A 20681-nucleotide genomic window follows, 5' to 3' on the forward strand; every position below is an offset into this window, starting at 1 on the left:
CATATAAGATTAAACTAAGTTTAATACAGTTACTTTTTCACGTGTCATAGACTCAAGGCTCTTACGAATACCTTGTGCGCCCATACCTGAACCTTTTACACCGATGAATGGGAAGTGGTCAGGGCCGCGCTCTGTGCGTCCGTTAATTTGAACAGAACCAGTTTCGATTTTGTTAGCAATTGCAAATGCTTTGTTAATGTCTTTTGTGAAGACACTTGCTTGTAAGCCGAACTCTGATTTGTTAGCAATTTCAATTGCTTGCTCATCTGAAGAAACACGGATGATTGGAAGGATTGGGCCGAATGGCTCTTCCCAAGCAACTTTCATTTCTTCTGTTACGTGGTCGATTAATGTTGGATAAATTAAGTTACGCTCACGTTTGTTACCAATAACAATTGTAGCACCTTTTTCAACAGCATCATCAACTAAGCCTTGAACGAAGTCAGCAGATTTATCGTCGATTAATGGAACGATTGTGCTGTCTTGTTCTGGAGATCCAACTGATAGTTCAGCTACTTGCGCTTTTAATAAGCTAACAAGCTCGTCTGCTACGTTTTCGTGTACAAGTACGCGTTTAATAGCTGTACAACGTTGACCAGAGTAAGAGAATGCACCGCTTACGATATGGTTTGCAGCATCTTGTAAGTCAGCATCTTCACGAACAATACCAGGATCTTTACCACCAAGTTCTAATACAAGTGGAATCATTGCAGCTTTTTTCGCTAAATGTTTACCTGTGTTTGTACCACCTGTGAACGATACCATATTGATGCCTTCGTGTTCTACTAAGTAGTCACCAATTACAGAACCGCGTCCTGTCGCTACGTTTACAAGACCTTTTGGAAGGCCAGCTTTATGAAGTGCTTCAACCATTTTAATACCGCTAATTGCACCTTGAGTTGCTGGTTTGAAAATAACAGCGTTACCCATAATTAATGCTGGTGCAAGTTTTGCAGCAGATAAGTTTACTGGGTAGTTAAATGGTGCGATTGCTAATACAACACCAAGTGGTGCGCGTTGGATAATCGCAAGTTTAGATTTCGTTCCGCCAGGGAAGCTATCGCCCATCATGCTTTCTCCGTGCATATGAAGAGCTTCTTCAATTGTGTAACGAATGAAATCAGCTGTACGAACAACTTCTTTCTTCGCATCTTTATATCCTTTACCGACTTCTTTCATAATGATATCGGCAATTTCATCTTGCATATTTACGAGCTCATCAGCCCATTTATATAAGTATTTTGCGCGATCTTGTAGAGAAGCTTCTGCCCATGATTTTTGAGCTTCTTTTGCAGATGCAATTGCTTCATCTACTTCTCCGCGAGTAATTGCTTGTACTTGTCCAATTACTTCGTGTAAGTATGGAGATGGAATTTCGATTGTTTCTCCTGAAGAGCTTTCTCTCCATTCTCCGTTTAAATAAAATTTGTACGTATTGCTAGTTGTCATGATTAGTCCTCCTAAAATAGCAACTTGTAAGAGTGAGTATAAGGTGATTGTAGGGGGTTTGATAACATTTTTCAAATGAAATGTTTGTGAAAACGATTTCTTATTCTTTTTTTATTTTGTATGCCCTTTCTTACAGAACATTCTCTTATTTCAAAATGATGTAGCGTATATTTTTATTCGGTGTGTAAAAAAATAATTGACAGAATACTCAATATAGTTGTAAGATTATAAATGGAAAATAAATGAAGGGGGTGTGCGTAATGATTGTAATCGTAAATGTAATGGGCTTAGCTCTGTTAAATGGCAGAAAACATTCATATCATTACGCAACCCGTACGGATATATAGGGCATCTTTGTCTTATAAAAAGCGTACGTTGCGTATATCGTAACGTACGCTTTTATGCATTTCTGTGCATATCGTCAAGCGGCGGTATGCTTTTTTTTGTTTTCCATGTTACTATATAAAATTTTGGAAGGTGGAAAAATGTGATGAGATTGTATGGGTTACGAAATGTAAATGTGATGGGTCTGGATAGCGGATAAAGAATGAGAAATAAGCGAGAACGAGAAGGGAGAGGTTACATTGTTATCAGTATTACTAAAGTTAAAATGGTTTTTTAAAGAGCATTGGAAGAGATATAGTATCGCCATTGGAGCTCTTTTAATTGTAAATATAGTTGAAGTCATTCCCCCGAAAGTGCTAGGGGTTACGATTGATAACATAAAAACAGGAACGTTAACGAATGAAGCGATTATGCAATTTATTCTTATTTTAGTAGGGGTTACGGTAATAGGATATGGTCTTACTTTCGTTTGGCAACATCAATTGTTTGGTGGTGCATTCGTACTGGAGAAGACGATGCGCTCTAAATTTATGGGGCATTTACTTAAAATGACACCGACGTTTTATCATAAAAATCGTACTGGTGATTTAATGGCGAGAGCGACAAATGATTTAAAAGCAATCGCTATGACAGCTGGTTTCGGTATATTAACGCTCGTGGATTCGAGTTTATATATGCTTACGATTGTCTTTATGATGGGATTTACAATTAGTTGGGAGCTTACATTTGCGGCACTTATACCGCTTCCGATTATGGCGTATGCGATGAATATATATGGAAAGAAATTGCATGAAAGATTTACAGTTGCGCAAGATGCGTTCGGTGATATGAACGATAAAGTATTAGAATCGATCGCTGGCGTGCGCGTTATTCGTGCATACGTACAAGAGAACGCAGATCAGGAAAGATTTCATCATTTAGGAGATGACGTCTACGAAAAAAATATGAAAGTAGCTAGAATCGATGCATTATTCCAGCCAACTGTGAAAATGCTTGTTGGTCTTAGTTATTTAATTGGTTTAGTGTATGGCGCGTATCTTGTATTTCAATCAAAGGTGACACTTGGTGAACTTGTTTCATTTAACGTGTATTTAGGGATGATGATTTGGCCGATGTTTGCAATTGGCGAATTAATTAATGTTATGCAAAGAGGAAATGCGTCACTCGACCGTGTGAATGAAACGTTAGCGTATGAACCGGATGTAAAGGATCCGAAAAATCCAAAGCTTGTACAAGAGCCGGATTATATTCAGTTTGATGACGTTACCTTTTCATATCCTTCATCAACTGAAACAAATTTAAAAAAGGTTTCATTTACATTAAAACAAGGGGAAACGCTTGGGGTTGTTGGAAAAACAGGAAGCGGAAAAACGACGCTCGTACGTCAGCTTCTTCGTCAATATCCGCTTGGAGATGGGGATATTGCAGTCTCTGATGTGACGTTAGATAACATAACGAATGAAAATGTACTCGGGTGGATTGGGTATGTACCGCAGGAACATATTTTGTTCTCAAAAACAGCGAGGGAAAATATTTTATTTGGAAACCGAGAAGCGACGGAAGAAGAACTCGAGAAAGCGATTGAAATCGCGGCGTTTACAAAGGATTTAGAGTTTTTACCAGAAGGGTTAGAAACGCTCGTTGGAGAGAAAGGTGTTTCTTTATCAGGAGGGCAAAAACAAAGGATTTCAATTGCACGAGCTGTTATTCAAAACCCAGAAATTTTAATTTTGGATGATTCTTTATCAGCTGTTGATGCTCGTACGGAAGCAGCGATCATTGACAATATAAGAACAGAAAGAAGCGGAAAGACGACGATTATTACGACGCACCGTTTATCTGCCGTACAACATGCGGATTGGATTCTCGTTATGGATGAAGGTGAAGTAATGGAAGAGGGTACGCATGATCAGCTTATTAAAAGCGGAGGCTGGTATGCTGAGCAGTTTGAAAGACAACAAGGGGAAAGTGAAAGTGCGGATAGTGGGGTGAAAATATGAGCGTATCAAAACGATTGTTCCAATATGCGATGAAAGTAAAAGGGACGATTTTTGCAGCGATGCTAATGTTATTTATTTTCGTCATCGCAGAGCTTGCTGGTCCTTTCGTCGCGAAAACGATGATTGACGATCATATCGTTGGAATAGAGAAACCTTGGTATGAAACAGAAAAGAGTGAAGAGGCTGTTTCGTATAATGGTACCTTTTATAAGCGAAGTGATCGCTTTGAACAAGGTGAGAAAAAAGGAAAAGAAGTACGCGTGATGCAAGTCGGTTTTCAATATTACTTTGTGCCGAATAAAGTGAATGCTGAAGGCTCACGTACTGTAAAAGGTGATATGATTACCGTTCAAAATGGTAAGGCGGTGCAAGTGTATAAAGCGAAAGCATTAACGAAAGAAGAAGTGTTTGCTTTTTATAAACCAGAAATAAACCGTCTATTATTACTTGGTGGTGGCTATTTCGCTTTATTAGTAGTCGTTTCATTATTTGCATACGGAAAGCAATTTTTCTTACAGAAGGCAGCGAACAAAATTATTCAAATTATGAGGGAAGATGTCTTTTCTCATATTCAAACGTTGCCGATTCGTTATTTCGATCATTTACCAGCAGGGAAAATTGTATCGCGTGTCACGAATGATACGGAAGCTATTCGGGATTTATACGTAACGGTGCTTGCGACATTCGTTTCTAGTATCATTTATATTATCGGGATATTTGCGGCGTTATTTTTACTCGATGTAAAATTGGCGACGTTATGTTTACTTATCATCCCGATTTTAATCGTTTGGGCGATTCTTTATAGAAAGTATGCGTCTGTATACAATCATAAAATGCGTTCACGTTTATCTGATATTAACGGAACAGTGAATGAATCTATTCAAGGGATGCCAATTATTCAAGCGTTCCGTCAAGAGCGTGAAACGAAAAAAGAGTTTGAAGAATTAAATGGCGATTATTTTAAATATCAAAATAAAATTTTGAATTTAAATGCCGCAACTTCGCATAACTTAGTGTCTGTATTGAGAAATATCGCTTTCACAGGTGTGATTTGGTATTTCGGTGGTGCTTCATTAAGTGCTACAGGCGTCATTTCGCTAGGGATACTGTATGCGTTCGTTGATTATTTAACACGATTGTTCTCACCAATTACAAATATGGTAAATCAGCTTGCTAACTTAGAACAATCGCGCGTTGCATCAGAACGTGTTTTTGAATTGTTAGAGGAAAAAGGGGAAGCGGTAGAAGAGGAACGTATGCCTCGCTTGCAAGGAAATGTGAAATTTGATAATGTGTCGTTTTCTTATAATGGAAAAGATGAAGTGTTAAAAAATATTTCTTTTGAAGCGAAACAAGGCGAGACAGTGGCACTTGTCGGTCATACGGGATCAGGAAAAAGTTCCATTATGAATGTACTCTTCCAGTTTTATGAGTTTGAAAAAGGGAAGCTTACGATTGACGGTCATGATGTAAAAGAGATGCCGAAACAAGCAACTCGTGAACATATGGGAATCGTACTGCAAGATCCGTTTTTATTTAGCGGGACAGTAGCATCTAATGTTAGCTTAGAGAATGAAAAAATTTCAAAAGAGCGCATCGTAAAAGCATTACGTGATGTTGGTGCTGAACGATTTGCGAACAATATAAATGAAGAAATTACGGAGAAAGGAAGTACACTTTCCACCGGAGAACGTCAGCTTATATCGTTTGCTAGGGCACTTGCTTTTGATCCGGCCATTTTAATTTTAGATGAAGCGACATCTAGTATTGATACGGAGACGGAAGCGATGATTCAACAAGCGCTAGAAGTTGTGAAAAAAGGGAGAACGACATTTATTATTGCTCACCGACTTTCCACAATTAAAAGCGCAGATCAAATTATTGTGCTTGATAGAGGAACGATTTTAGAAAAAGGCTCTCATGATGAGCTAATGAAAAAGCGCGGGCGTTATTACGATATGTACAAAACGCAAATGGAAGGAAACCAGAGTGCTTAAGAAGAGGAAGAACTTGCGAAAATCGCAAGTTCTTTTTTTATTGGTGAACATATCGATTCTTCAATAAATCATGACAGTTAAATAAGAAGTATTGTTTTACCTTTTTCTTTATAAATGCTATATTAAAAAATGTTACTTATTTTTTGTATGTAGCGTTATTTTCCCCTTTTGTTTGATTATGAAGAAAAAGGATAAACTAAATAAGAACATTTTCATTGAAAAATTGTTCAAGATTGCATACAATCAATATAGTTTTTAAATTCCTATCAGAATACTTGGAGGATTACCATCATGAAAAAATTATTTTCAGTACTTGCAGTAACTACATTAGCGATCGGGATTGTAGCGGGCTGTGGTAAAGAAGAGAAAAAAGATACAGCTAATCAAGATGCGTTACAAAAGATAAAACAAAGTGGTGAACTTGTAATTGGAACAGAAGGTACATATCCACCGTTCACATTCCACGATTCAAGCAATAAATTAACTGGATTTGATGTTGAATTAGCAGAAGAAGTTTCAAAACGTTTAGGAGTAAAACCTGTATTTAAAGAAACACAATGGGATAGCTTACTTGCTGGTCTAGATGCAAAACGTTTCGATATGGTTGCAAACGAAGTTGGTATTCGTGAAGATCGTCAAAAGAAATATGACTTCTCTAGCCCATACGTATCATCTTCAGCGGTATTAGTTATTGCGAAAGATAAAGATAAACCTGCTACATTTGCTGATGTAAAAGGATTAAAAGCAGCACAATCTTTAACAAGTAACTATGCAGATATTGCTAAGAAAAATGGCGCAGAAATCACGAATGTAGAAGGCTTTAGCCAAGCTGCAGAATTATTAAACACTGGTCGTGTTGATTTCACAATTAATGATAAATTATCAGTGTTAAACTACTTAGAAACGAAAAAAGATGCAAAAATTAAAATTGTAGATACAGAAAAAGAAGCGTCACAAAGTGGATTCTTATTCCGTAAAGGTAGCGACAAGCTAGTACAAGAAGTAAATAAAGCGTTAGAAGATATGAAAAAAGATGGTACGTACGATAAAATAGCGAAAAAATGGTTCGGTGAAAATGTATCTAAGTAGTGCGTTGATTTCAGATCGATTGTCTACTTGGATAGATATTATGCAGTCTTCCTTCATGCCTATGCTGAAGGAAGCTGTGTTTACGACAATTCCATTAACGCTTATTACATTTATTATCGGGATTATACTTGCGACGTTAACGGCGCTCGCGCGTATTTCAGGTAGTCGTATTTTACAATGGATTGCTCGTATCTATGTATCTATCATTCGCGGAACGCCACTTCTTGTACAGTTATTTATTATTTTCTATGGTCTCCCAACTCTTAATATTGAAGTTGAGCCGTATACAGCAGCAGTTATTGGATTTTCGTTAAATGTTGGTGCGTATGCATCTGAAATTATTCGTGCTTCTATCCTTTCAATCCCGAAAGGACAGTGGGAAGCAGCTTACACAATTGGGATGACATACCCGCAAGCGTTAAAACGTGTTATTTTACCGCAAGCGACACGCGTATCTATCCCGCCGCTTTCGAATACATTTATTAGTTTAGTGAAGGATACTTCATTAGCATCGTTAATTTTAGTAACAGAAATGTTCCGAAAAGCGCAGGAGATTGCGGCAATGAACTACGAGTTTTTAATTGTTTATTTCGAAGCAGGTTTAATTTATTGGGCAATTTGCTTCTTATTATCTATTGTGCAACAAATATTAGAAAAACGTTCAGAACGTTACACTCTAAAATAACCCTTTCATAAAAGGAGTTTTTGTTTTTATGATTTCAATTCAACATTTACAAAAAAGTTTCGGAGATAATACCGTACTAAAACATATAGATCTATCAGTTGAGAAGGGGGAGGTTGTTGTTATTATCGGCCCATCTGGATCTGGTAAAACGACATTCCTGCGTTGTCTCAACGTGCTAGAAACGCCGAACGCTGGTAATATTCGCATCGGTAATAAAGAGCTCGACTTCTCTCAAAAAGTATCGAAGAAAGATATTGTCAATCTTCGTACGCAAACAGGTATGGTATTCCAGCACCATAATCTATTTCCGCATTTAACAGCACTTCAAAATGTAATGGAAGGGCTCGTTACAGTGAAAAAGATGGGGAAAGAAGAAGCGAAGAAAAAAGCAAACTATTTCCTTGAAAAAGTCGGTCTTGCGGATAAAGTAGACTTATATCCGTTCCAATTATCAGGCGGACAACAACAGCGCGTTGGAATTGCTCGCGCGCTTGCGATGGAGCCGGAAGTGTTACTATTTGATGAGCCGACGTCAGCACTTGATCCTGAACTCGTTCAAGAAGTTCTGAAAGTCATGAAAGAACTTGCTAAAGAAGGCATGACGATGGTTATTGTCACGCACGAAATGCGTTTTGCGCATCAAATTGCGAACCGCGTTATTTTCATGGATGGCGGTGTCGTTGTCGAACAAGGTACACCAGAAGATGTATTTACAAATCCAAAAGAAGAACGCACGAAAAAGTTTTTACAAATGTTGCAGTAAATGAAGGAAGGTCTCAGGGTATATACCCTGAGACCTTTTTGCCATATATATTTATTTTTGGAATCCGCCAAGGCTTTGTTCAGCCATTGCAACTAGACGTTTTGTAATTTCTCCACCAACTGAACCGTTAGCGCGAGCCGTAGAATCTGCTCCTAATTGTACACCAAATTCTTGAGCGATTTCGTACTTCATTTGATCGATTGCAGCTGTTGCTCCTGGTACTACTAATTGATTGTAAGAACTTTGGTTTGCCATAGGAATATATCCTCCTTAGAGTTATAAAAATTTTTTTGGTTGGACTAGCTGGATTTGAACCAGATTATCGCCCCGTTTGGCGCTAATCCATCGGTAATTAAGTTTGTACTCATAGTATGGATGTTACCTAGAAAGATATACGAAATAATAATTTGTAAATTTTGTAAAAAAATCTTAGTGGTTTCGTAAATTATGAAATAAGAGTAATCGTTGTATTTTTTAGAAAGAAGGCTAAACTAAGAGCGATATGAAATATGTTTTTCTTTTTGTATCCCGCTATTGTGGGGCAAATCATTAACTGCTTATTTATGACTTACTAAAATGAATTCGGTAGCAACTTTATAGTTCTATTTTAAGTAGGGGTGGGACAGGACGCTCCTATGCACAGCTAGATGCTTTCTTCAATCTATCTGCTTGTAAATGATAACGTATGGAGGAATCGTGATGGGAATTTGCCCGCTTTGCAACGCATTAGAATCACAAACATATTCTTGTCAAAATTGCCAAGGTATACTCCAAGATTATGGGAAAACTGTAGATTACATAGACGATTATAGTGCGTATATGGATCAAGAATTATTGAATGCAGTAGATGGTTTAACACATAGTAAATCACAAGAGTACTGCAATCATGTTTTTTATTGCGGGATGTGTAATGTGGAAACAGAAGTTGTAGTAAAACTTGTGTAAATAGAAAACTTCCACCTTATGAATGAGGTGGAAGTTTTTGTTTTCGTATTTGTGAGTGAATCATAGGAGACGGGATATGTTCGGTGTTTGATGGAGCTCCGGATTTTATTTGAGATATTTTTTCTTTTGCATCGCGCAAAGAATGTTCAGTTAAGTAGATGGCATATTCGTAAAATAATTGGCGCGTCAGTTCACTTTGTTCTTTTAACTTTTCATCTTGGAATACAGTTCGCCCAGGTTTAGAGTTTGCTTCAAAGAGCCACGGGTTTTCCCCTGTGTCTAAACCGATATCAAAACCAATTTCTCCAATATTTCCGGTTACTTGTTCATCGAGCGCGTAACTGATTTGTAAGGCTGTATGTCTTAATTTATTTTCAATCTGAACTTGTTTCGTTGAATCCGGAAAAAGTTCTTGTAGTAACTTTGTATCGCCACCGCTATTTACATGCGTTGTTAAGCTACCTTTGCCAGCAACTTTTGCAACGATTGCACTGACCATCCACTGGCCGAAATGATTTTTATTTGTATGAATGCGAAAATCAACAGGTTGCCCATCGAAGCGAAGTAAGGAAATACCTTGTTGTACGATAAACTTTTTTAAATCATGTCCTTTTAACACATGGTTCAGAAGCGTTTCTAATGATTGATACTTTCTTAGTTTATTTTCTTCATTTTCGCGATAGCGGCAGTAGTAGCAATTCTCTGTTTGAGAGTAAAATATTTGATGAATGTTTCTCCCAAAGCTACCGTGTATCGGTTTCATGTAAACAGATTTATACGTGCCAAGAAATCGTTCTACTTGTTCGAAATGTTGAAATGCTTCCGTGTTTGGTAATAAGGGAATAATGGATTCATCTTTCATAAGAAGTTGATGTACTTCCCATTTATTGAAAAATCCTGGATTAAACCATGGAATAGCATAGTCATGCTCTAATTTTCTTTTTGCTCTTACGATTGGTTTATAATTTTCGGCTTTACGATTTGGCAATCGGTCATAAATGACATTCGGTAACGGGACTTTTTTCTTAATCCATTGCCCTTCTTGAAAGAAATACCCTTCAATTGTTTCATCTTCCCAGTCTATATGTTGCACACCAAAAACGAATACAAATGGTCGCAAGGCGAATGGCGGCGTTAGTAACTCGCCAAGAGAAGTTGATCGGTTTCCTAAAGGGTTAGAAGAGTCATCGTTAAAACCAGTTGTGAAAATCCCGATTAATGGTCCAAAAATAATGGTTTCATTTTGCGTGAATGCATGGATAGTAGTGGAATGAGGAAGCAAAAGCTTCTCTGCAATTTGTTGTCCGATAATGATTTCGCGAGTAAAGGAATAATGAATTTTCACCTCTTCACTTGCAACATGGCGTACGCCGAAGGAAAGGGATGTAATGGGTGGTGTAATGGAAAAAATATAAGGTAAAGTAATACTATTTGGATGCTCATCTGAAATATTTAATGTATATATATGCTCTTTCAAAATGGGTTTACCCCCTTTCATTATGGTGTGAAGCGACTAAACTTTAGTGGTCCGTGATATATTTTTTCGGCTAATGCATCACTATGACGAATGTAATGTTCGTATGGGGGAATCGTGTTGACATACATAAGCCAAATTGCCCCTTTTTGATCCATAATGGTGGAAAGCTCTAGCTCGAATAACGAAGAATAAGATTGATCTAATGTTTGAAATACTTCATTTATAATGTCGTATAAAGCGTCCTGTAATAATTGTACACCGGTACTAGATAATACGTATTTAACTTTTGAAAATGAATGCAGTGAGGAATCATCCGTTGCCGAAAGTAAAAGTTGATTCGGAAATGAGCTTTTTTGTATAAATTGGCCAATAGCATTCCACTGTTGTTCTTTATTCTTTTGCAAAATGGTTCGAATATGGAGTGGGTATGTTAATTGATTTGGTGGTTGCAGCATGGTATGGGTGATGTAACGTGCTGATCGTATATTACGTTTGTACCAAGATATAAATTCATCTGTCCGCTTGATTGGAGTAGAAGTGTGATAGTCGTCATTTATTGTATCGACATGAAACGTTTTGTTTTTGTAAGCGACTCGGTACAGACTTTCATTGGACTGTGTGTTAGTAGGACGTATAATAATATCTTTTGTTTTTAATAACAGTTTGAAAATATTTTGTATCGTTGCTATTTCAAATTTTGGTATATAAGGAGATAATTTTTTATTCGTGAGAAATACATCATGTAGTTCGCTTAAGTCAATGAGTGTGTTATTTAAAAAGGTAGTGGTAGGACGGTTGTGTAATGATTGAATAATTGATTTTGCTTTTTCAAAGTCTGTTTCCTCGTTAAAAGAAGAACGATCGTATATATAAGAAGGAATAGGGAATGTTTGCTCTTTCCATTTTCCTGTATCAGTATCATAAATCAGACCAGAAATAAGATCTGTTTTAGGATCAATACCAAATGGCGTAAACTGGGCAACGACATTATGATAAAGCCGAGCGCGTTTAGCGATTTCGGTGTAATACATTTGCTCATAATGAGGGTGAGAAGTTAAAATACCGAGAACCAACGAAATCACTCCTTTACTAACAAAATGTTGGCACAATAGGCGAAGCTATATATTGCAAATACGTTTTTATACCATTATACTTTTGTCCGTATGATGATATGCTATAGTTTTGGAGAAGCGAAAGGTTGATTGTAATGAATATATGGTTAAGTATGTTAACGACGACAGGGCTCGGAGCAATTATTGGAGGATTCACAAATCATTTAGCGATAAAAATGTTATTTCGTCCTCATCGCCCTATTTATATTGGAAAGTTTCAAGTTCCATTTACACCAGGGTTAATTCCGAAACGCCGCGATGAGCTTGCTGTTCAATTAGGGAAAATGGTTGTAGAGCATTTGTTAACGCCAGAAGGAATCGGAAAGAAGCTAACAAATGAAGAGTTTCAAAAAAGTTTAATTCACTGGGCACAAGTAGAAGTGGATAAAGTAATTACGAATGAACAATCGTTACGACAAATGTTAGAAAAATGGAATGTAGCGCATGTAGAAAAAGAAGCAATCGAGAAAATCGAGCATGTGATTATAGAAAAAATAGAGGCATTTTTAGCGGAGTACTATACATATACATGGGAACAGGCTTTACCTCATTCTGTTCATGAAAAAATCGAGAATGCGATCCCAAATGTCTCAGCGTTTATTTTAGATCGAGGAATCAGTTTTTTTGAAAGTGAAGAAGGGAAAGCTCGTCTTTCAAAAATGATTGATGATTTCTTTGCTTCTCGCGGGACGTTATTAAACTTAGTCGGAATGTTTTTAGGGAATGTAAGTGTAGTGGATCGTGTGCAGCCAGAAGTCATTAAGTTTTTAGGGCAAGATGGCACAAAGCAGCTTTTAACCGATGTACTACTAAAAGAGTGGGAAAAGTTAAAAGGAAGAGATGTAAAAGAAGTAGAAACGTTTGTAGAAAAAGAAATGATTGTAAACTCCATATTGTCTGCAGTTAAAGTTGAGGAAACAGTGAATAAGTTTTTAAACCAATCTGTGCAGCAAGTATGTGAACCGATTCGAGAAACAATTATGGAAAAAGTAGTCCCAAGCGCAGTAACGAAAGGCTTGAAGTGGGGAACAGAAAACGTAGAAAGTATACTAAATAATCTCCACTTGGCGGAAATTGTCCAGCAAGAAGTATCCACATTTTCAACAGAGAGACTAGAAGATTTAGTTCTATCCATTACAAAAAATGAACTAAAAATGATTACGTATTTAGGTGCCTTATTAGGCGGAATGATTGGAATCGTGCAAGGGTTATTACTGTTGTTTCTTAAATAATAAGATACGTACATACAAATAAAAGTGAAATTTCTTCACATCTCTTGCATAGTTTGATATGGTAAGAAGAGGTGCGTATGTAAATGCACGTAAAAGGCAGTGCGAGAGAAAAGCGCTAGCCTTCTAAAGGAGGAAAAATAAAATGACAAAAAACATTCATGATGTAGCATATGAATTACAAAAAGCAATCGCTGAAAACGAAGATTTCAAAACGTTAAAAGAGAGCTACGCAGCAGTTCAAGCTGATACAGCTTCAAAGAACTTATTCGATGAGTTCCGTACAATGCAACTTGGCCTACAACAAAAAATGATGCAAGGTCAAGAGATCACTGAAGAAGATAACCAACAAGCACAAGAAGTTGTAGTTCGCATTCAACAAGATGCTAAAATCACAAAGTTAATGGAAACTGAACAACGCCTAAACATCGTTATCACTGACGTTAACAAAATTATCATGAAGCCACTTGAAGATTTATATAACGCGCAACAACAAGCGTAATGATGGAAGACGCCCCTAGGGGGCGTCTTTTTGGTTTTTATGGAACTTTGAATGTAACTTTCTACATGTAAAATACTATATATATAACGGGAAGGATATTGATTTTTCGTTTACGCGCATTTATAATGCGGCGAACCTTATTTGGTGATTAATAAAAGAGCAACGTAGTCGGGGAAGTTATATGTATAAAAAGTATATTGAGGGAATTCTCTTTCGGTAATCGCCTATCTCTTTCGTGAGAGCGCATTAGTATTTCGGTGAAATAATCGTAATTTTTACATATAATGTATTTACTAATGAGACAATTAATAGAGATAAATGGAAGAGGTTAGAATAGATGGAGACCCTTATAGATTTAAATAGTTTTAAAACGGAAATATTAGCGAAACATGTACTTCATATGATGATAGAAAATGATTTCTTTTATCAAGGATCGCAATTGGTTGAAAATATTTGGGTAAATGATTCAACTATTTTTATAAATAATGTAAAGATACTCACAAAAGGTATTGAGATTTATAAGAAGAATAATGAATTTTATTTAACACATCAGCCAGATAGTACGAAAGTAATAATATATTAATATATTATATACGACGGAAAGTTATCTTATAAATTTTTTTACTTTGTGTTATAATTTTTTCCTAATCTAATGATAATAAGTATATATTTTTATGGGGGGTTCTAATTTTTTAGAAGTGTATGTAATCTATTTGCTTTTGAAAAATATAGAGCTATTTTTAATGTTGTAGGTGTAAGATAAATAATTCTATCTTTATTAAGGAATAAAAATCGAAAAAATTTCCTTTTAAGAATACCTAGGGAGGGAAATTTATATTTTATTTACCTTTGAAAAAATGCGGATCTATTTTTAATGTTGAGAGTATAAGGTAAATAATTCTATCTTTATTGAGGAATGAAAATCAAAAAACTTCCTTTTTAAAATACCTAGGGGGGCAATGTATATGGATGTGTTTGCAAAAGGAGTTATTCAATGATAGCGAGAATATGGAAATCTAAGTGGCAGTTGGTGATTTTATTATTTTCGCTTATAGTTAGTTGTTATTTTGCTAATATAATAATTAAGTATCCAGAAATAGGTATATCTGTAAAACTAGATTCTAACCAATATGTTATATACGACTTATCAAAATATAGTTGGGCGGGAAAAAGAGATTTCCAAATAGGAGATATTATAGAAAAAATTGATGGCGAATCACCATCTAAACATTTTACAGTTGTAGCGTATCATTCCATTGAACAAGCAAAAAAAATCACACTAAATAGGAACGGGGAAATAAAAGAGTATGAGATAGAATATACAACTTATAGCAAACAATTATTTTATCATTTTATCATTCCAGTTGGATTTTATGTAGTATGTTTTTTGATGGCATTATATCTTTTAATGTTTGTCCCTGAAATGAATCGTAGTACCACTAATCTAGTATATTTTTTAATTTCTCTTGGAATAAATTTTATTAGCATTATGGCTGTTGAAAGAGAGGATATATTATCTTTCATTGTGGCCTCAATTTCATTAGTATGTTCATTTACTTTCTTTATTCGATTCATGATGTTTTATTTCTTGGATAATCAAATAAAATTTTTAATACCAAAACAATTAAAAGTTTTAAATGTGATATCATTATTCCTTATTATAGTGAGTATTTTTGTATATATAAAACATAATGAATGGGCTAATTTGTTTACAATCACTTTAAGTTTTATATTATTTTGTTTTACAGTATACCTTTTAGTAAGATTTTATTTTAAAAGTAAAAATAGTAGTTATATTAAATATTTGAAAATTATTATTATTAGTTTTTTTGTGTCGGCAACCCCATTTGTTTGTTTATATCTAATTCCAAATTTATATTATGGAGAAGAATTTATAAGCAGTGAAACAACGGGGATTTTCTTTTTATTTATCCCAGTGTGCTTGTTTTATTTAGTAATTGCAGGGAAGTTGTTTGATTTTAGATTTATCGTTCAGCGACTACCGCATTATATTATTTTATCTGTAGGGATTAACATATTTTTGGCAGTATTAACTATGGTACTTTTTGAAGATAGTGAGACAAGTCTATTAGAGTGGATAAAATTTAGAGTTATTGCTATTATTATCTGTATTTGTTTTTTATATATTAAGGATTATATAGATTTTAAGTTGAGAAAAAGTTTATACCATCATCAAAAAAATTATCAATTCAGTTTGCATCGATTTTTACATCAAGCAAAGAATGAATATAAACTATCAAATTTAATTTATAGCATGCGAAGAGAGATAGCGGATATTTTAAAACTTGAAGAGACGTGCTGCGTAGAAATAAATAAAATTGAGAGGTCTGTCCGTGTTTTGGATAGTGAATATGTTCCGCACCGGACGATAGAAACTTTATTTAATCATCAACTAGACACCTACAAGGTTGGTTCCATCGTACAGTTAGAAAAACACTTTGGATTTGTTTTAACTGCTTCAACAGAAAAAATGCTTATTTTATTGTGTAATTATAATGGAAAAGAAAATTTAAATGTAGATGAAGTAGTTTGGATTGAAACACTATGTAATTATGCAGATTTATTATTAGAGTGTTCTAATCAAATTGAAGATTTATTAAAGCAATTACAGGAGATAAAAAATTTAGAGCACCCACCAATATGGTTGGCGAGACTTATGTTCAAACTATCGGAAAAAGAACGAACAAATCTTGCAAGTGATATACATGATGGGGTTTTGCAAGATCAAATACGTTTAACTAGAAAATTTGAGAGTTATAATGAACGTGTTAAAGATGAGGAAATGAAAGATATACTTAATGAAATACATGAAGAACTATTAGATCATATTTATACAATTCGTGAAACGTGTAATAATTTGAGGCCGCCATTTTTATATGAGTTAGGTTTAAAACAAGCACTACTGAATTTATTTAAGCAGGTTAATTTAAAAGCAACCTTTTTCTTCTATTATGATATTCCTGAAAGAATTGTTGTTCCTAGTATTGAACATGAACAAGCGATTTATCGAATTATACAAGAACTATTAAACAACGCAATGAAACATTCAAAAGCGACAAATGTAACGATAAGATTATTTCACAAAGATGATCACCTATATTTAACTTATGTAGATAATGGGATAGGTGTTAAGTTAGATGAAGTAAACCATTCATATAATACGTTAGGCTTGTCCGGGATTGTCACTAGGATACAAAGTCTGAATGGAGAGATGTCTGTTGAATCAAAACCTAATCTCGGTTTGCAAATAATTATTAAATTTAAAGATAATTAGTTTCCGATGAGTCGTCAGATGATGGGATGATATTGAAAGGGTGAGAATATGATTTCAGTACTTGTAGTAGATGATCATGTTGCAGTAGGATTAGGAACTAAAGCATTAATTGAAAGGTATGACGATATAAAGGCTGATGTTTTACATAATAGTGAGGATGTAAGTGAACTTATACAAAATAAGCGGTACGATGTATATTTAATAGATTTACAAATGCCGAAAATAAACGGTTTAGAGTTGTCTAAGGAAATTTTAAATTTACATCCAGAGGCATCAATCCTTATCTTTACAGGATTTGATGTGTTTTCGCACTATAATCTACTTATAGAGAGTGGAGTTTTAGGAGTGTTAAGTAAAACCTCATCTGAGGAAAAAGTAATTACTTCAATCCGTCATGCAGTAAAAAAAGAAGTAGTTCTATCCCAGCAACTTGTTCTGCAGTTAAGAATAAAGGGAACAGTTTCGAATATGATCAATGAAGATGGAGAAGTTACGAACAAAATTTCATTAAATGAAGATGAAAAACAAATTCTAATAGAAGTGAGTAAAAGGAAAACAAATAAAGAGCTTGCTGAAATTTTGAATTTAAGTCAGCGTTCTATTGAGTATAAATTGACAGATATATTTCATAAATTAAAAGTTTCTTCTCGGATGGAAGCTGTTCAGAAAGCGAAAGAGCTGTGGCTTATTCCTTCTCTTGATTTATAACCTTAAACGGTACTTAGTGACATAAGCCCGAAAATAAAATGTTTGATAAGAGGTTCTTTTCCAATTTTGTTTGGGAAGGAACCTTTTTTGGTAGAAAGGGGATTTACTTGCGTTGTAGCGCAAGTATTTTTGCGTGGCATTACCTTGTTTTTTCGTTTCGATATTTGAAAAAAATGGTTAATCTAGGAAGGGAGTTGATGTGACATACAGATTAGAAAAGTTACATTGATTGTACAAGAACAAGAAGAGGTATCTAAATGGGATGGGAGTATGAAAGATTGGGTGTCTTTTGAAATTAGCGTAGCTGACGGAAGCGATAATGAAGTGACACGGAGAGAAAGATAATTAAGTTAGGGAATTGTACAACAATAATCCCATGAAATTTAGGTATCTTTTAGTAAGAAAGAAAGGGGGAGGAAATTGAGAGGAAGAACAAAGAAGCTTGGGAAAATATGTTTAGCTAGTGGGATTCTATTTACTCAGGTTAGTACTTTGGGTGTTTTTTCGACCACCACTTATGCTGTTACAGGTGATGAGATATCGACTTTTATTATGCAAGCAAATAAAAGTAAGGTAAAGGTAGATGAGGACATCGTTTTAGAAATCGAAAACTCAGGGAATCAAGATGATAAGGTTGAGTTGCAATTACCTGAAGGCGTAAATTTCAATGAAGAAGCTACAAAAAAGTTGAATGAAACTAATGAAACAATTGAAACAATCCATGTGGTAGAGCATTCAACAATTCAAATCCAAAGAAAATCGCAAAGTAGTGGTTTAGGTAAAGTGTTTTTATCAATTAAGGGAAATAAGCCAGGGGACTTTGCATTTGTGGCAAAGGTTCAATATGGGGACACTGAGGTAAAAACGAAAGCAGTTAATCTTAATGTTTCAGAAAATGTTCAGGAAGCTATTCAGGAACCAGATAATCTTTTGATAGAGAAAATAGAGGAATTGACTGAAGAGACGAGAGTAGTTGAAAATACTACTGGTGATAAAAAAGTAGATGTTCAGCCAACTGAGGGAATATCTGGTCAGGTAGATGGAAATGCCCAAGAGGAAGAAAAATCAGAGGCTACATCAAATGGGGACTCTAAAGAAGGTAATAGCGTACCTAGTAATGGAGAAGAACTAAATGCTGCCAAAGATACGAACGCAGAAATAGTAGAGGTAGGGGAAGAAAAACAGACTGCTACTGCCTTGGTAGAACATGCAGATGAAACTCATCAGAGGATTATTCAGTATCCAAATGTTAATGTAATTAGTTCAAAAGATGGTACGGGATCTATGATTCCAGGAGCACATGCCCTTCAATGGAGATGGAGTACACAAGTAAAGTATAAAATTGTTGGGAGTACAACAGATACTAACTCAACATACCAGTCTTATGACTTTACAAACGTAAATCCCGATAAGGAGTCGTATGTTCATATAGAGAAAGCCGGAATTTATATGGGCAGATGGCTAGATATACGTGTCAATATAATAAAGCTCGATGGAGTCACCAAAGTCAATGTAGCCACTCCGCGTAAAGTAAGTGGTAAAAAAGATTTCTTGCAAATGAGATATTGGGGGCCAGTTGGATCTTCTGCTGATATTTCTTATGAATTTTATGACTATGAAACGGGAGAGCTAGTGCCGGTATCTGGTATGTGGAACATTAATAAATTAAATAGTCATAAGGCTATAGACTTAAATGTAGATAAAAAGCATTTCAATTCTTTATACACGTATGATAATACGACAATAACATATAAAGATAATGGTGATGGCACTGCTAATTTTGTGGGAACTGCTGGTGGTGCAGCTGGAAAAGATACAAATATGACATTCACTTATACGGGGATAACAGAATTACCGATGCGTATCCATCGGTTAGGAGACTCAACATCACGGGTAAGATATGAATATGAAGCTATGTCCAAAGTTGGTATACCGCATCCTGAAGTAATAGGTGAAGTGACGGGGGGAGCTGATAGAGAACTATATTATCATGTATATCAAGATATGCCCCCGCAAGCCATTGCATCTTCTAATCCAACTTCATTTGTACTTGAGAGTAAAGTAAATCCAGATTTCAATGTGAAAAATGTAAAGATTTTAGATGAAGATGAAAAGGATATAAGTAGTTATTTTGATATTACTCGTGAAAATGATAAGGTTACAGCTACTGCCAAAGCTAATATTGTAAATAAGTCAGAGTTCGGTGGTAAATTTTATGATATGCAAATTCGAGGCTCCTTGAAAGAAGGGGCTGACTTTAAGAAGTATTATAAAAAGGGTTATCTAGAGGTCCCTGTTTCTGCTAAAAACTATATTGATGGAGATAAAAAGGGACAAGAAGGTAATCAAGGTATTGCGAAAATACAGTACAAAGGTACCCCTAAAGGAAAAGCGGTTCCACAAACTGTAAGGATTAACACAGATTTATCAAAGATGGATATTTCGACCTTTGTAACAGACTTATCTGTAGATACGGATGATAATATTGATAAACCAATATCTGTAGTTAGTTTAGAGAAAATTCCAAAAACAAATGTTATAGGAGATTATTCTGTTACAGTTGTAATTCGCACTGCACAAGGAGTAGAGGAAAGAATACAAGTACCTATAAAAGTAGTAGTGGGAACCTTGAAATTAGTGAATGTTCCACAAACAATCTCTTTTGAAAATTTGCTTATTCCATCCAAACCAACGATATATAATCCTACTTCTATGAATGGGAAATTGACGGTAGCAGATGAAAGGATAAAGAGACAGAAATGGCGTGTGGATGTAAAGGAAACAAAACCACTTACGTCTCGTACTAACGATAAATTAGAAGGTGCGATGGTCTATACAACAAAGGATGGAACTGATCTTACGTTAAGTAAAGAGAGCGTAGAAGTAATTTCACATACACCGACAGATGATAAGAGTATTGAAGTGAACTGGGAACAAAATGAGGGAATTAGACTTCAAGTAGTACCAGGGCCGAATGTGAAAGTAAATACAAAATATCAAGGTGAATTAACATGGACACTAACGGATGCTCCTAATTAAGATGATATATCTAAGAGAAATATAGATATAAATTTTAGAAAGGAGA

General features: G+C 35.3%; 16 protein-coding genes. 12 read left to right on the plus strand and 4 right to left on the minus strand.

The genetic code is table 11. The features are described 5' to 3' along the window. Nucleotides 1-9: 9 nt before the first annotated feature. Nucleotides 10-1449, minus strand: a complete 1440-nt coding sequence (gene gapN, locus KVT31_RS09590) for an NADP-dependent glyceraldehyde-3-phosphate dehydrogenase (RefSeq protein ID WP_061677872.1) — start codon at nucleotides 1447-1449, stop codon at nucleotides 10-12. A 584-nt stretch (nucleotides 1450-2033) separates the two neighbouring features. On the opposite strand from gapN, the gene KVT31_RS09595 reads away from it, so the two are divergent. The 5 genes from KVT31_RS09595 (at nucleotide 2034) to KVT31_RS09615 (ending at nucleotide 8328) form a co-directional block, all read left to right on the plus strand. Continuing rightward, nucleotides 2034-3794: an ABC transporter ATP-binding protein gene (locus KVT31_RS09595; RefSeq protein ID WP_088095290.1), complete on the plus strand. Its 1761-nt coding sequence runs from the start codon at nucleotides 2034-2036 to the stop codon at nucleotides 3792-3794. Beyond that, nucleotides 3791-5791 (plus strand): ABC transporter ATP-binding protein, encoded by a 2001-nt coding sequence (locus tag KVT31_RS09600; protein ID WP_088095291.1) that lies wholly within the window; start codon nucleotides 3791-3793, stop codon nucleotides 5789-5791. Before KVT31_RS09595 ends, KVT31_RS09600 begins: the two co-directional genes overlap by 4 nt. A gap of 291 nt (nucleotides 5792-6082) precedes the next feature. Further along, nucleotides 6083-6880, plus strand: a complete 798-nt coding sequence (locus KVT31_RS09605; RefSeq protein ID WP_016089167.1) for an amino acid ABC transporter substrate-binding protein — start codon at nucleotides 6083-6085, stop codon at nucleotides 6878-6880. Continuing rightward, on the plus strand, nucleotides 6867-7565 hold the full coding sequence (locus KVT31_RS09610) for an amino acid ABC transporter permease (RefSeq protein ID WP_088095292.1): 699 nt from the start codon (nucleotides 6867-6869) through the stop codon (nucleotides 7563-7565). The genes KVT31_RS09605 and KVT31_RS09610 overlap by 14 nt, the downstream gene beginning before the upstream one ends. Before the next feature lie 28 nt (nucleotides 7566-7593). Next, nucleotides 7594-8328 carry an amino acid ABC transporter ATP-binding protein gene (locus KVT31_RS09615; RefSeq protein ID WP_000623593.1) on the plus strand — a complete coding sequence of 245 codons (735 nt, stop codon included), beginning with the start codon at nucleotides 7594-7596 and terminating at the stop codon, nucleotides 8326-8328. A 51-nt stretch (nucleotides 8329-8379) separates the two neighbouring features. Here KVT31_RS09615 and sasP read toward each other — a convergent pair whose 3' ends face one another. Continuing rightward, a complete protein-coding gene (gene sasP, locus KVT31_RS09620; protein WP_000013349.1) occupies nucleotides 8380-8583 on the minus strand; it encodes a small acid-soluble spore protein, SasP family in 204 nt (67 codons plus the stop codon). Nucleotides 8584-9027: 444 nt separating this feature from the next. Here sasP and KVT31_RS09625 point away from each other — a divergent pair, with 444 nt between their 5' ends. Further along, a complete protein-coding gene (locus tag KVT31_RS09625; protein ID WP_088095293.1) occupies nucleotides 9028-9273 on the plus strand; it encodes a hypothetical protein in 246 nt (81 codons plus the stop codon). A 16-nt stretch (nucleotides 9274-9289) separates the two neighbouring features. Here KVT31_RS09625 and KVT31_RS09630 read toward each other — a convergent pair whose 3' ends face one another. Further along, nucleotides 9290-10750, minus strand: coding sequence for a YheC/YheD family endospore coat-associated protein (locus KVT31_RS09630; protein WP_088095294.1), 1461 nt, complete (start codon nucleotides 10748-10750; stop codon nucleotides 9290-9292). 20 nt (nucleotides 10751-10770) lie between these two features. Then, nucleotides 10771-11823 (minus strand): YheC/YheD family protein, encoded by a 1053-nt coding sequence (locus KVT31_RS09635; RefSeq protein ID WP_088095295.1) that lies wholly within the window; start codon nucleotides 11821-11823, stop codon nucleotides 10771-10773. Nucleotides 11824-11957: 134 nt separating this feature from the next. Here KVT31_RS09635 and KVT31_RS09640 point away from each other — a divergent pair, with 134 nt between their 5' ends. The 6 genes from KVT31_RS09640 to KVT31_RS09665 all read left to right on the plus strand — a co-directional run bounded on the left by KVT31_RS09640 (nucleotide 11958) and on the right by KVT31_RS09665 (nucleotide 20635). Continuing rightward, nucleotides 11958-13094: a DUF445 domain-containing protein gene (locus KVT31_RS09640; RefSeq protein WP_140392360.1), complete on the plus strand. Its 1137-nt coding sequence runs from the start codon at nucleotides 11958-11960 to the stop codon at nucleotides 13092-13094. Nucleotides 13095-13236: 142 nt separating this feature from the next. Next, nucleotides 13237-13593, plus strand: a complete 357-nt coding sequence (locus tag KVT31_RS09645; protein ID WP_088095297.1) for a YlbF/YmcA family competence regulator — start codon at nucleotides 13237-13239, stop codon at nucleotides 13591-13593. A gap of 337 nt (nucleotides 13594-13930) precedes the next feature. Next, nucleotides 13931-14176 (plus strand): hypothetical protein, encoded by a 246-nt coding sequence (locus KVT31_RS09650; protein WP_088095298.1) that lies wholly within the window; start codon nucleotides 13931-13933, stop codon nucleotides 14174-14176. Nucleotides 14177-14587: 411 nt separating this feature from the next. Continuing rightward, nucleotides 14588-16888, plus strand: coding sequence for an ATP-binding protein (locus tag KVT31_RS09655; protein ID WP_088095299.1), 2301 nt, complete (start codon nucleotides 14588-14590; stop codon nucleotides 16886-16888). A gap of 48 nt (nucleotides 16889-16936) precedes the next feature. Continuing rightward, nucleotides 16937-17596: a response regulator transcription factor gene (locus tag KVT31_RS09660; protein WP_088095300.1), complete on the plus strand. Its 660-nt coding sequence runs from the start codon at nucleotides 16937-16939 to the stop codon at nucleotides 17594-17596. A 420-nt stretch (nucleotides 17597-18016) separates the two neighbouring features. Further along, nucleotides 18017-20635 carry a WxL domain-containing protein gene (locus KVT31_RS09665; RefSeq protein ID WP_088095301.1) on the plus strand — a complete coding sequence of 873 codons (2619 nt, stop codon included), beginning with the start codon at nucleotides 18017-18019 and terminating at the stop codon, nucleotides 20633-20635. Nucleotides 20636-20681 lie beyond the last annotated feature (46 nt).

Source organism: Bacillus sp. GbtcB14 (assembly GCF_019091205.1).
In the GTDB taxonomy this organism is placed as follows: domain Bacteria; phylum Bacillota; class Bacilli; order Bacillales; family Bacillaceae_G; genus Bacillus_A; species Bacillus_A cereus_AG.